This is a genomic window from Desulfogranum marinum (assembly GCF_963675105.2).
In the GTDB taxonomy this organism is placed as follows: domain Bacteria; phylum Desulfobacterota; class Desulfobulbia; order Desulfobulbales; family Desulfobulbaceae; genus Desulfogranum; species Desulfogranum marinum.
Map to the genome: position 1 here is coordinate 157,427 of NZ_CAXXRO010000002.1, position 12,703 is coordinate 170,129.

Annotated in this window: 11 protein-coding genes; 3 read left to right on the forward strand and 8 right to left on the reverse strand. The window is 44.1% G+C overall.

The window, feature by feature from the left end:
* Positions 1–502 precede the first annotated feature (502 nt).
* Together ACHZCY_RS01480 and ACHZCY_RS01485 are read left to right on the forward strand one after the other, a co-directional pair.
* On the forward strand, positions 503–2,341 hold the full coding sequence (locus ACHZCY_RS01480) for a hybrid sensor histidine kinase/response regulator (protein WP_319547599.1): 1,839 nt from the start codon (positions 503–505) through the stop codon (positions 2,339–2,341).
* A 335-nt stretch (positions 2,342–2,676) separates the two neighbouring features.
* Positions 2,677–3,918 (forward strand): BaiN/RdsA family NAD(P)/FAD-dependent oxidoreductase, encoded by a 1,242-nt coding sequence (locus ACHZCY_RS01485; RefSeq protein WP_205223270.1) that lies wholly within the window; start codon positions 2,677–2,679, stop codon positions 3,916–3,918.
* A gap of 258 nt (positions 3,919–4,176) precedes the next feature.
* On the opposite strand, the gene ACHZCY_RS01490 is transcribed toward ACHZCY_RS01485, so the two are convergent.
* From ACHZCY_RS01490 to ACHZCY_RS01500, 3 genes are all read right to left on the reverse strand, one after another.
* Positions 4,177–4,800, reverse strand: coding sequence for a lytic transglycosylase domain-containing protein (locus tag ACHZCY_RS01490; RefSeq protein WP_205223269.1), 624 nt, complete (start codon positions 4,798–4,800; stop codon positions 4,177–4,179).
* Entirely contained in the window at positions 4,800–6,116 is a 1,317-nt protein-coding gene (locus ACHZCY_RS01495) for a M18 family aminopeptidase (protein ID WP_205223268.1), read from the reverse strand. The genes ACHZCY_RS01490 and ACHZCY_RS01495 overlap by 1 nt, the downstream gene beginning before the upstream one ends.
* Before the next feature lie 108 nt (positions 6,117–6,224).
* Complete coding sequence (locus tag ACHZCY_RS01500) at positions 6,225–7,010, reverse strand: putative metalloprotease CJM1_0395 family protein (RefSeq protein WP_319547600.1); 786 nt, start codon at positions 7,008–7,010, stop codon at positions 6,225–6,227.
* Positions 7,011–7,376: 366 nt separating this feature from the next.
* On the opposite strand from ACHZCY_RS01500, the gene ACHZCY_RS01505 reads away from it, so the two are divergent.
* Complete coding sequence (locus ACHZCY_RS01505; protein ID WP_319547601.1) at positions 7,377–8,492, forward strand: tRNA-queuosine alpha-mannosyltransferase domain-containing protein; 1,116 nt, start codon at positions 7,377–7,379, stop codon at positions 8,490–8,492.
* Positions 8,493–8,606: 114 nt separating this feature from the next.
* Here ACHZCY_RS01505 and ACHZCY_RS01510 read toward each other — a convergent pair whose 3' ends face one another.
* From ACHZCY_RS01510 to ACHZCY_RS01530, 5 genes are read right to left on the reverse strand one after another with little or no spacing between them, the layout of a single operon-like run.
* Entirely contained in the window at positions 8,607–9,500 is an 894-nt protein-coding gene (locus tag ACHZCY_RS01510; protein ID WP_205223265.1) for a protoheme IX farnesyltransferase, read from the reverse strand.
* On the reverse strand, positions 9,493–10,089 hold the full coding sequence (gene coxB / locus ACHZCY_RS01515) for a cytochrome c oxidase subunit II (protein WP_205223264.1): 597 nt from the start codon (positions 10,087–10,089) through the stop codon (positions 9,493–9,495). Before coxB ends, ACHZCY_RS01510 begins: the two co-directional genes overlap by 8 nt.
* A gap of 22 nt (positions 10,090–10,111) precedes the next feature.
* Positions 10,112–10,399, reverse strand: coding sequence for a cytochrome C oxidase subunit IV family protein (locus tag ACHZCY_RS01520; RefSeq protein ID WP_205223263.1), 288 nt, complete (start codon positions 10,397–10,399; stop codon positions 10,112–10,114).
* Between the two features lie 17 nt (positions 10,400–10,416).
* Positions 10,417–11,013: a cytochrome c oxidase subunit 3 family protein gene (locus ACHZCY_RS01525; protein WP_319547602.1), complete on the reverse strand. Its 597-nt coding sequence runs from the start codon at positions 11,011–11,013 to the stop codon at positions 10,417–10,419.
* A gap of 39 nt (positions 11,014–11,052) precedes the next feature.
* Entirely contained in the window at positions 11,053–12,699 is a 1,647-nt protein-coding gene (locus ACHZCY_RS01530; protein WP_319547603.1) for a cytochrome c oxidase subunit I, read from the reverse strand.
* Positions 12,700–12,703: the final 4 nt, after the last annotated feature.

The window sequence follows — 12,703 nt, forward strand, 5'->3', positions numbered from 1 at the left end:
CCGTTAGCTGTACAGGGGAAAAGGGAAAGGTGGAGGTGTGTTTGTTGTTATTTTTGGTGGGGAAAGGTTATGCCTTGTCGAAATGCAAAGACAAAGAGGGTAACGTGGTATTTTCTGTCATCACTCATTTTGTATTTCCATTTTTATTACGTAAAAATTGCTGTTTAAATAGCAACTTTTCCTGTTTTTAATTTTGACAAAAAATGCCTTTCCGTCCTAGGATAAAAGAGAATGCTTTTACTTGATTTCTTTCAATTTATATTGTGGTTCGTACTATTGTGAACACGATCTCTCTCAATTCAACAGTGCTCCATCTGCATAGGATTTGTTTGATACTCATCCTTTTTTGCTTTTTGGGAAGTTCTCTTTGTGCCGGTTCTGTGGATCAACTTTTTCCAATCCAACAAGACAAGAGGTATGCAGCGTTCGATAGCTGCTTTGAGGGAGTTACAAAGGTTGAATCGGTTATTTTTTTTTAGCAACGAAACAAGACAACTAAACAATGAGTTATAATTCTGTCGGTGATTTTTTTCTTTCCTTACTAAGGAACTTCACCGAATATATTGATTTGTCTTACAGACCTGCATTCGTCACAGGCGGACTCACCATTGTTATCATTCTTTTGATTCTATTGTTTGTTCTCAACTATCGAAACAAGAAAGTTATTTTTACAAAAAATGAAGAATTAAAAAAGGCTGAAGCGCGATATCATCTTATTTTTGAACAATCGCCTATTTCGTTATGGGAGGAGGACCTTTCAGAGGTAAAGAGCTACATTGATGACCTTCAGGCTGAGGGTGTACAGGATTTTGGGTTATATTTTGAAATGCACCCAGAGGCCTTGCGAGTGTGTGCTGATAAGATAAAGGTTACAGATGTTAATGCGCGCACGCTTGATTTATATGAGATTGACGATAAAAACGATTTGTCAGGAATAAAGGATATTTTACCTCAGGGGTCAGAGTGGATTATCAAAGAAGAAATATTGGGGTTTCTCGATTGCGGCTCCTTTGACGTGACAATTTCTGATCGTACGTTGTCTGGTAGAAATCTGACCATTGAATTAAGAGCTGTTGTTGCAGCTGGCTACGAGCAAAACTGGGAGAAAGTATACGCCTCAGTTATTGATATTACGGAGCAGACCCAACTCAAGCAGGAAAAAAAGGAGTATGAAAAACAAATACAGCAAACCCAGAAATTAGAAGCAATAGGAAGTCTCGCCGGTGGAATTGCTCACGATTTCAATAACATCCTTTCTCCCATTATGGGGAGAGCTGAGTTAATGTTACTTGAAGCCGGCAATAATGAAGTAATGCAGGAGCATTGTCATCGGATACTGGATGCATCCAAAAGAGCGCGTGATCTTGTCAGGCAAATTCTAACCTTTAGTAGAGAGGTGAAACAGGAAATAAGACCGGTTTCCATGGAAAAGGTTATTGAAGAAGTTATGCAGCTTATTCGTCCTATTTTGCCTGCGACTATTACGCTTGCCCAGGAAATCCCGGCTAATTTGCCTTTGGTTATGGCTGACACCACCCAGTTACATCAAGTGATCATGAATTTGATTACCAATGGTTTTCACGCCATGGAAAATATAAAGGGTACTTTACAGCTTGAACTTAGCGAAGTTTTTTTAGGGGTTGATGATTGCGACCATGAAACACTCTCACCCGGGCGGTATCTTTGTCTTACCGTTGCAGATACCGGACATGGGATGGATACAACGACCATTGATAAGATTTTTGATCCCTACTTCAGTACCAAGGCAAGGAACAAGGGAACCGGCCTTGGGTTGTCCGTAGTACATGGTATTTTGCGAGGCTATGGTGGAGGTATCCGAGTAACAAGTGAGGTGGGAAAAGGAACCACTTTCTTTGTGTATCTTCCTGTTATTGAAATGAAGAAAAAGAGTTCCACCAATAAGAATGTGCATGGGCCAATTCCCAGAGGTGACGAGCATATTCTTTTGGTTGATGATGAGAAATCTGTTGCAGAAGTCACCAAAAACATGCTTGAAAGAATGGGCTATAAGGTAACCATGCGAGTGAGCAGTCTTGAAGCATTGGAGGCATTTCGTAACCTTCATGACCGGATAGATTTAGTCATAACTGATCTTACCATGCCTCATTTTACAGGACTGCAACTGCTTGCACGGGTGAGGCAGATTAATGATCAAATTCCGGTTATAGTTACGACCGGGTTCAGTGAGCAGCTCGATATTGATAAATCCTCTGCTTTAGGCGTTAACGAGTATCTTGCAAAACCTGTCCTTATGGAAGATTTAGGTCGTTCGGTGAGGTCTGTACTTGATGAAGTCAAGACAGGGATGACTTACTCGTAACAAACAATAAAGCTATCTTGAAAAATTGCTAATCCATCCAACTTCCTTGTAACATCCAAAATTTTATCTTCTGCGGTAAGGGGCACTGTGGTAACCAATGTATATGCCTGTGGCTATTTTTTTTTCGTCTGTTTCAATTGTGGACGAAAAATTTAATTATTCAAGACGCCCTCTAACCAGAAAAGAGTAACAGTAAACAAGGAGATGTGATAAAGAGTGCTCTATCCTGCAGATAAGTTTTTTTTTGCAATGCAAGCGCATGAGCGTCGTTCCCAAAAAAAGTTGCTCCCTTAGATTTCTTTATTTTCCCCTTTATTCGTTTAACACATTTTATAATGGCTCAAAAAAAAATAATTGTCATAGGCGGAGGTGCATCCGGACTAATGGCTGCTGGTGTAGCCGCAACTAACGGTGCGCATGTCATTTTACTGGAAAAGATGAAAACTCCGGCCAGAAAAATTCGGATAACCGGCAAGGGGCGTTGCAATATTACTAATACGGCTCCCATTGTCGAATTTATCGATCATTTTGGTAAATCAGGCCGTTTTCTCAGGCAAGCATTTGGCCGGTTTTTTTCAGGTGAACTTATAGCATTTTTTGAAAAGCGTGGCTTAAAAATCGGCTTTGAACGAGGAGGACGCGTTTTTCCAGCAGATGGTGATGCGCCCCTTGTTGCTCGCCTATTGGTCGATTGGGTCAAAGAGGCGGGAGTAGATTTACGCACAGAGATTTCGGTTGTAGACCTTCTGGTGAAAAAAGGACAAGTTGCAGGAGTGGTGTGCGGCCATAACCAAAAAATATATGCTGATGCCGTTATTCTGGCAACTGGTGGAGCCAGTTATCCGCGCACCGGTTCCACTGGAGATGGGTATCGTTTAGCACAATCTGTTGGTCACACCATCGTTACTACTCGCCCAGCGCTGGTCCCACTCCGTACCGCGGAAAGGATTGGTAACGGTTTAGCCGGACTGCAATTAAAAAATATCAATGCCCGTTTGTTCATCAATGGAAAGAGAAAAACCCAAGCATTTGGTGAACTCAGTTTTACCAAAAATGGCCTTTCCGGTCCGATTATACTCACTCTAAGTTCCCTTGTTGTAGATGCACTACGTTCAAGAGCACAGGTGGCTGTCATTTTAGATCTTAAACCTGCGCTTGACGATGCTAAGCTTGAAGCCCGGATGCAGAGAGACCTGCAAAAACGACCCCATGATCCTATGAGTAGCTTTCTTAGGGGACTTATGCCTCGCGAGTTAATCCAGCCTTGCCTTGATTATGCTCAGATCGATCACAATATGACTGCGGTTATGCTGCCTGCTCAAGCTAGAAAAAAAATACGACACTGGCTTAAAAATTTTAGATTTGAGATTACCGGCTATGGTTCCCTTGAAGAAGCCATCGTTACTGCAGGAGGGGTTAAAACAGCGGAGATAGATCCATGTACCATGGAGTCGAAAAAGAGTAAGCGCCTGTATATTGTCGGCGAACTGCTGGACATACAAGCTGATACAGGAGGATATAATTTACAGGCAGCTTTCAGTACCGGCTGGGTCGCAGGAAAGGCTGTATGCGGGTAAAATCCTGACCAGTTGTTAACTTCGTTAAGATTGCTTATGAGAGCATTGTGTCTAGCCCGAAGGGGAACTTTTTGATTTAAAACTGAAAACAGGTTGTTAATTGTACAATTACTCTTTAAACAATAATATCAATTGATTGAGTTTGAAATCAAAAGGTTCATGAGAAATTCGGGTTGTTCAATTATACACTGTTTGTATGTGAAACTGGCATGTCGTTGACGATGATAGATCCTGATCTGTCTAAAAAAAAGCTGGTAATCAGCGCTTATTTTTTAGGAAATAAATAAAATAGCCGTTGACCTTGCCAATGAGGTTGAGGGTTTCTTTATACTGGGGAGGGCGATTGTTGGTGATCGAGTATTCACCTGCATTCCAGGCTGCTACGACCAAATCCAGCTTGCCTTGAAAATTGTAATTGTATTTGGATATCAGGTAACAGGTAAGCAGGATATTTATGGATGGGTTGTACAGATCCTGGGGGCGAAGATTGAGCAGTCTACGCTTGCTGACATACCGAAAATTTATATCTTTTTTGGCTAATTCACTGGCCGCCTGTTTGCCTGTAGGAAATGTTATTTGACAGAGTCCTTTCGCATCTTTACTGGAAGTTGCCCTTGGGTCGCCATTGGATTCAGCCAGCATGAGCGCACGGATGAAATTTGCATTTACCTTGTGACGAGGCTTGAAATAAGAAAAAGAGCTGAAATATTCAATAAGATGATTAAACCTGGCCACATTGGCGGCCTGTTGATTAGTAACGGATATGTTCCTGTGTTTTCTAACATATTGTGACAGCGCTGCTTTGGCATCTGCAGTGTACACGAGATAGAGCAAGCTGAATATGAGCAGATAGGAGAGTCTGCGGGAAAGATATCTCTGCATTATACATCCTGCCGGCGAAGCTGTTCCTGCTGTTCCTGGAAAAATCCGGACAGTACTTCGGAAAGATACCAGCCATCCAGGTTACCTACGGTTTCCCTTATTGAATGCATGGCCAGGGACGGGATCCCGATGTCAACTGTAGGCACCCCGATGGCTGCAGCGGTTAAGGGGCCGATGGTTGATCCACACGCCATGTCATTTCGCATAACGAATTCCTGCACAGGTACTTCTGCTTTCTCGCATATCAATTTGAACAGACCACTGGTGACACTGTTGGATGCATATCGTTGATTGGCATTTTTTTTGAGTACTGGTCCTCTGTTGAGTTTTGGTAAATGGTTCCCTTCATATTTGGTTGGGAAATTAGGGTGCACGGCATGGGCGTTGTCCACGGAGATAAACAGCGACCTGCTGGTCACCCGGGTGCGATGAGCCGGCTCCGGGTAGAGGCGTTCAAGGACGGATTGCAGAAACGAGCCTTGGGCACCGGTGGTGGATACAGAACCTGTTTCTTCGTTATCATTGAGTACAATCATAAAATCCTGTGGTGCTTCGGTCATTGTTGCAGCTTTTATCAGTGCATAGCAGGAGAGAAGGTTGTCAAACCTTGCACTGGTCAGAAATTCTTTATTAAAACCGACTTGAGCAGGTGGTTGTGCATCATAAAAAAACAGGTCAAAGTCAAGTATGGAGGTCGCTTGATTGGCAGGACAATCCATATCAAGCTGTTCTTTGAGCAGGGCGTGGAAATCCGGCGTTATGTCGTCGTGAGCCATTAATGCCAGCGGAACAATGTCATTTTGCTTGTTGATCGAACGGTTGTCGTTTGCTTCTCGATCAAGGTGAATGGCCAGACTGGGAATAATGGCGACCGGTCTTTTGAAATCAATGAGCCCAGACTGTATTGGTCCCTGTTGAGGCTTCCAGGTCAGGCGGCCTGCCAAGGAGAGATCCCTGTCAAACCATGGATTGAGCAGCGCTCCCCCATAGACCTCGACCCCAATCTGAATGCAGGATTGAGTTGTAATAAGTGGTTGGGGTTTTACTTTTAAACAGGGGCTGTCTGTGTGGGCTCCTGCCATTCGTAAAGTTTGGTGTGGGTGAGGTGGTTGGGTCAGGTTGAAAGCAATGAGGCTGGAGCGGTTACGGGTTACGTAATAGGCACCAGGTTCAAGTCCCTGCCAGGAGGCAGCCTCGTCAAGTCGTTGAAATCCGTTGAGGGAGAGGATTTCCTCACTGTTTTTCACAGCATGAAAGGGGGTGGGGGAGTCCTGGATGTATTGGAAGAGTCCCTGTACAAATTCTGTTGGTTGCATTGTATATTTCCGGGGTCAAAAAAGAATACCCTGTACAAGAAGCCAAGGGTAGCGGATAAATGTTAAACGAGCTTTAAGTACTATGTTGCAAAGTTGTAAGATGACTGTTCACGCAACAGCTGTAAAAGCTTGTCGGGATAATGAGGGCGTAGTTGCACTGTTTTCAGGCTCTGTTGACTCGACAGTCGTTTCAAGTTCCTTTGAAGGGCGGGCAGCTGATTCATCTGCACTGGCTTTTTGCATTTCCTGTCTTGCCTGGGCTTCTTTCTGAGTGGCGGTGGCAGCTATTTGTCGATCTGCTGAAGAAGGGTTTGCCGGGGCCAGTGCTGCTTTTCGAACAGTCTGCATTTTTTGAAGAGTGGCTTCTGGGGTACTTTCTTTACTTATATCTATCGGCACCTCGCCACCTACGGCATACCTTTTGCCGTCGGGTCCTTTTTGGTAGGTATATTGTGCACTGCCTGCAGCATACTGGCCTGCATTTGCCAGATGCGCCTGTTCGTGACTGCGAACTTCCATGTCTCGCTGTTTGAGTTGTTCAACAGCACGTTGTTTTTCAGCGTTGAGTTGTGCTGTCTGCTGGTTGTTTTGGCGAGGTTGGTTTTCAGCTGTGTCCTGTTTCTCCCCTTGGGCATCATCTTTGTTTTGCGCCAATCCGGCAGCCAAGTGTCTGCTTTGTGGTGACAGTGTTATACGATCAAGCGTTTCATTAGTGCCTGTATTTTTAGTAAGATCAGCCTGTGACGCCGGCACAGGTACACTGATCTCTCGAGCTGGTTGCGATTTGAGTTGGCCTGATGTATAGCCACCACCCAGAGAGGGTAAAAGCGCTGTATGTGTTGATGCCTGATTGGAATACATGATGATAGCAGAAAATAATAAGTTGTGTATCAAGCAAATATACGGCAAAAAAATGACGATGTACAGGTGCAAAAGAACTTTTCCAAGCCTATTTTTGCAAAAATATTTTAACTGCGCATAAAAAATATCGTGAGAGCAGAGGCTTTTGAGAGATGTCAGTCAAGAACAGCCAGTTCTAAATAGAAAAAGTGAAGAAAAAGAAAAGCTTGATTTTCCGGGTTGTATATTTTGCTTTGCAACTTGTCAAGCAGTGCTCCTGGTACATGCAATCAGGCTGGATAATGATAAGGATGCTCCTTTTTACAGCATGGTGGTGCGTAAAGTAAGCGTAGGCTCCGTAGAGTGCTCCTGAAGCGTTATTCTGCTTTGTCATTTTTAGAAAGGTCTTGAGTGTAAACCATGCAATCATTAAAAAAACATTACCTTATTATTGAGCCTTATTACGGCGGTTCCCACAAAATATTTATCCAGGGCTTGCAAAAAGAATTACGTGATCAGGATTTCACTTTGTTAACCCTCCCGGCGAGAAAGTGGAAAATGAGAATGCAGCTTGCTGCTCCCTGGATGGCTGAACAGATAATTGGGTTTATTCAAAACGGGTACCGATTCGATGGAATACTCACGTCTACCTTTATAGATGTTGCTGTATTGCGCTCCTTATTGGCCGGCAGGGGCATCTTGCTTCCTGTTGCCATCTATTTTCATGAGAATCAATTTGCCTATCCTTCCAGGCCCCAGGATCAGGCGCGTTTTCAGTTCACGGCCATTAATTTTACTTCAGCGCTGTGTGCAGATAGCCTGGCCTTTAATAGTGAGTATAATCGATCAACTTTTTTATCTGGAATTAGGCGTTACCTTAAAAAAGCTGCTGATGTAAATTTGCATCATTTAGTCAATGATCTTTTTGAAAAATCGACTGTGATTTCTCCTGGAATGGACTTCTCGCCTATTGATGCCCTTGGGCAAGGAACAGATAGGCCAACCAGTCCTGTCGTAGTTTGGAATCATCGCTGGGAGCATGATAAGAATCCGAACTCTTTTTTCTCTACGCTTTTTGAGCTTTCCGAGCAAGGGGCTGATTTTCAGCTTTTGGTTTTAGGGGAAACGTTCCAGGATAGTCCGGAAATATTTGACAAGGCAAAGACCAGGCTTGCAAAGCATTTGCTCCATTTTGGTTATGTTCCTGATCGGACCCGGTATTATAAAATGTTACAAAGAGGAACCATTGTGGTTTCAACAGCCATCCATGAATTTTTCGGTATGTCTGTACTTGAAGCCGTACGGGCAGGCTGTGTGCCTTTGGTGCCTGATCGCTTGGCATATCAAGAACTTTTTCCTGTGGAGTTTCGCTACAAAAAGAATCAGTTGAAAAAAAGATTGGGTGATCTGATCGATCGTAATGAGCAGATGAGCCAGGAAAAAAGTCAGGCTCTCACGACACCCCATTCATGGAAAACTGTGGGCGCAGAGTATGTTCATTGGCTAAGTGCATTGAGGAAGGAAGAAAGATCGTGACCCTTCAGCAACACTCAATCTGCACATAGCCAATGAACATAGTATGGCCCAAAATAGTCCATTACTCCATGGTTGACCAGCCTGCTTGCGCGTATCTGGAGAATTGCAGAACAGTTACAAGATTTCTAGAATTGCAATCAGTGAAATATTGAAGAAAAAAGAAATGTTAAGGACTTGAAAGAGACGGCTGTAATGAGATGGAGAAGGACGAAGCACGAGGTGAAAAGAAAGCAGCCCCACAGTGAGGAGGGCGATTGTGCCGGTGGAACATCTTGAAAAAATGGTGAGAAATCCGGGTAAGCTTGAAATGATGAGACCAACTGATGCATAGGCAAAAATCCAAATCCACGTTATCCGCCGTAGTTTGTTTTCAGAGAGGGCAACTGCTAAATTAGGGTGATCGACACGGATATAATCATTTTTGTGTACTAATAATATGAGGAAAAAATGAGGAACCTGCCAGAGATAAAAAAAAGTGGCAATGGCTGCTATTCTGTAATCAGCTATCGAGCCTCCAGCGGCACACCAGCCGATGACAGGTGGAAGTGATCCTGCCAGGCCACCAATCAGAAGAGAGAGGCTGGTTCGATGCTTGAGCGGAGTATACAGGCCATTGTAGATGATAACTCCAAGTATGCCCAGTAATAAAGTCCTAGCCGTTGCATCGATTGTTAATAGCAATAAAAAGGCGACGGCTATCAGACTGCCGAGAAAAGGTATAACCATAGCGGGCGAGAGTTGACCCGTGACAAGCGGGCGGTGGCTCGTTCTTTGGTAGAGCCTGTCGATCTTTCTTTCTTGCAGACTGTTGAGCGCCGCAGATCCGCAGGCCAGGAGAAACATAGCCAGAGTGAGCAGGACTAGAGTACCGTTTATCGTGCGAGTATACAGGATATAACCAAAGCCTGCTGAAAGAGCGATGGGTATACAAAGTACCCCTTTTATTAGCTGCAGCCAGGGCACTATAAAGGCAAAAAAAGGGGAGCTTGCCTTGATCGTGCTACTCATCTTCTTGATCGAGCCATTCCTGGTACTGATTTTTAGGGAGGACAGTCAGCTTGGCAACCATTTGAGAATGATCCAATCCACAGTATTCGGCACATAAAATGTCGTATTGTCCGGGCTCGTTGGTTCTAAACCAGACATAAGTAGGAAAGTTTTTAACGGCATCTGCTTTGACTCTGAAAGCAGGGATATAGAAACTGTGCAACACATCCAGAGACTCAATATTGAGCTTGATAGGTGTATGGGCCGGGACAACCAACTCATTTTCTGTTTCTTTGTCGTTGTCGTAAATAAAAATCCAGGAAAACATCTGCCCTAAAGCCTCTATCTGCACTGCGCCGGCTGGAACATTACGTAGGCCCGTGTATGACTGCCAGCCGACCCAGAACATTGAAAGAGCAATGATAGTGGGGATGACTGTCCATAGAAGTTCGAGTTTCCAGTTGTCTCTAATATCTGCAGGTTGAGGGTGTTTAGCGCGGCGATACCGAAAGACAAAATAGACCATGACGACGGTTATGCCCGCCAGAAATATCGCAGAAACAATGAATATATACCAGAATGCGCGATCTACCCCTAATACAGGATCCATATTTTATACCTTTTCTCCAATATTATCGGAATGCTACATCCCAGAATGTAAAGCTTATCATTATTGCCAGGAAAAAAATGGTGCATAGAAAAGAAACTTTAATGGCTTTGCCTTCGTATTTTAGATGCATGAAAAATAAAAGGACAAATGTAACTTTGGTCGAAGCAATCCCAAGAGCTAAGGGAACATTCATAATGCCGAGGTCAACATAGCTGACGCCTACGGTTATCCCTGTAAGCATAAGCAGGATTGCAAGAACAGCTGCCAGGGTTTTGTATCCCATCAAATGCTGAGGTGCATCATTTTGCATAACCACTCCTTACAATCTTATAACACCAAGTAAAATAGAGGAAAAACGAATATCCAGATAAGGTCGACCAAATGCCAGTAAAGGCCTGAATTTTCAAGCATGGCAAAGTTATTATGCTCTATTTTGCCCTTAGCCACCCATATAAAGCTGACAGCAAGTAGGGTCATGCCGATAATAACATGGAGGCCATGGAGGCCTGTAATCACATAATAGAGACCGAAGAAGATATTTTCACCAGGAGGGCCGCTGGTCAAGGTTTCAGAGTTAGGGTAAATGTCGTGGTGAAATTTATATCCCCATTCAAAATACTTGTTCACCAGGAAGACAACACCGCATAGAAAGGAAAAAGCCAGCAACCCCAGGGAAAGCTTTTTGCTGTTTTTTCGGATCGCGGTAATGGAGGCTGCCACAGTAAAACTCGAGATGAGCAAAATGACCGTGTTCAGGGCGCCGATAACCCTGTCGAGCTGTTTGCCCCCGGATACGAAATCATCGGGGTACATGTGCAGGTACACGGCATAGAGAACAAACAACCCTCCGAAAAGAATGATTTCTGTGTAAAGAAAAAGCCACATGCCAATTCTTATGCCAGTAAAGTCACTCTTGTTTTCCATAAAAATCTCTCCTAACCGAATTGAATAGTGATAAGTGGCTTAGGGGGTAACCTGTCCTTTTTTGCCTGCATTTTCAGCGGTCAGGATTTCTGAAAAATCATAGGGATATTCTTTTACGTTGGGTTCAGCAACAAAGTTATGTAATGGTGGCGGTGAAGGGACTGTCCACTCAAGGGTAACCCCACCCCAAGGGTTGATGGAAGAAATCTCCCTTTTTCTGAAACTTAAAACAAGGTTTATCAACATCAACATAATGCCGACAAAGAGCAGCAATCCACCAGCAGCGGCAAGGGCATTGCCTTGTGCAAATTGCGGCAAATAGTCATAGTACCGACGCGGCATACCCTGCATGCCAAGAATAAACATTGGAACATAATGGAACATGAAACCTACTGTAGCCAAGGTCGCAGCTATGTAAGCACGTTTGAAGTTGTACATGATGCCGAACATTTTGGGCCACCAGAAGTGAAGCGCCGCAAAGAAGGCAAACCCGGTACCGCCGAACATGGTAAAGTGAAAGTGGGAAACTACGAAATGAGTGTCATGGACATGGATATCCGTACCCGCTGCTCCCAAAACCAGTCCAGTTAGTCCTCCAACTGAAAAAAGATATATAAATACAAGCGCATAGAGGAGAGGTGGCGTCATCTCAATGGATGCTTTGTACATCGTCGACACCCATGAAAATACTTTGACTGCCGTTGGGATAGCCACCAGGAAGGTAAGCAATGAAAAGACAAATACAGCAGTATCGCTCATGCCGCTGGTATACATATGGTGTGCCCATACCAGTGAGCCGGCAACCGCTATCCCCAATGAAGAGATAACAATGGCTTTATAACCGAAGATGGCCTTTCGAGAAAAGGTGGGAATAATTTCCGAGATGACACCCATGCCGGGGAGAATCATCACATAAACCGCTGGATGGGAGTACATCCAGAAGAGGTGTTGGTACAGCAAGGGATCTCCGCCTTTGTCAGGGTCAAAAAGGCCGATATTGAATGCTCTTTCAAAGATGACCAGCAATAGAGTGATGGAGATAACAGGTGTGGCCAATAGCTGCACCCAGGCCGTTGCATATAAAGACCATGTGAAAAGAGGAATTTGCATCCAGCCCATGGCTTTATGACGCATCCGGTGGACCGTTGTAATAAAATTAAGCCCGGTAAGCATAGACGACATCCCCAGAATAAAGGCAGCAAAAACCGTAAGGGGAACATTGTTGTTGGTACCGACGCTGAAAGGCACGTAGAAGGTCCAGCCGGTATCCGGGAAACCCCCAGCTGTAAAAAGCGATATGATTGCCAGCAGACCACCAAACATATACAGATACCAGGAAAGAAGGTTTAACCGCGGGAAAAAAACATCATTGGTGCCCAGTTGGATCGGAAGAAAAAAATTGCCGAAGATAGCGGGAATAGCAGGGATGACAAACAGAAATATCATGATAACGCCATGCAGGGTAAATGCAGAGTTGTAGATCTCTGCCGACATGATGGTTTTTCCGATAGTCATTAATTCGATGCGGAGAAGAAAACCTACGGTTAGAGCAACTGTGAACCAGAACAGCACGGCCCATAAATACATGATGCCCAACCGTTTATGATCATGGGTTAGTAACCATGCCTTGACTCCTGTGAGTCCAGCAGGGGAGGGGGTATCAAAAAAAGAGTGTATAGTTGGCATGGAA

Excerpts from the sequence above, each read along its gene's own strand:
- ACHZCY_RS01480 (WP_319547599.1), top strand. The coding sequence starts at position 503 with ATGAGTTATAATTCTGTCGGTGATTTTTTTCTTTCCTTACTAAGGAAC.
- ACHZCY_RS01485 (WP_205223270.1), top strand. The coding sequence starts at position 2,677 with ATGGCTCAAAAAAAAATAATTGTCATAGGCGGAGGTGCATCCGGACTA.
- ACHZCY_RS01490 (WP_205223269.1), bottom strand. The coding sequence starts at position 4,800 with ATGCAGAGATATCTTTCCCGCAGACTCTCCTATCTGCTCATATTCAGC.
- ACHZCY_RS01495 (WP_205223268.1), bottom strand. The coding sequence starts at position 6,116 with ATGCAACCAACAGAATTTGTACAGGGACTCTTCCAATACATCCAGGAC.
- ACHZCY_RS01505 (WP_319547601.1), top strand. The coding sequence starts at position 7,377 with ATGCAATCATTAAAAAAACATTACCTTATTATTGAGCCTTATTACGGC.
- ACHZCY_RS01510 (WP_205223265.1), bottom strand. The coding sequence starts at position 9,500 with ATGAGTAGCACGATCAAGGCAAGCTCCCCTTTTTTTGCCTTTATAGTG.
- coxB (WP_205223264.1), bottom strand. The coding sequence starts at position 10,089 with ATGGATCCTGTATTAGGGGTAGATCGCGCATTCTGGTATATATTCATT.
- ACHZCY_RS01520 (WP_205223263.1), bottom strand. The coding sequence starts at position 10,399 with ATGCAAAATGATGCACCTCAGCATTTGATGGGATACAAAACCCTGGCA.
- ACHZCY_RS01525 (WP_319547602.1), bottom strand. The coding sequence starts at position 11,013 with ATGGAAAACAAGAGTGACTTTACTGGCATAAGAATTGGCATGTGGCTT.
- ACHZCY_RS01530 (WP_319547603.1), bottom strand. The coding sequence starts at position 12,699 with ATGCCAACTATACACTCTTTTTTTGATACCCCCTCCCCTGCTGGACTC.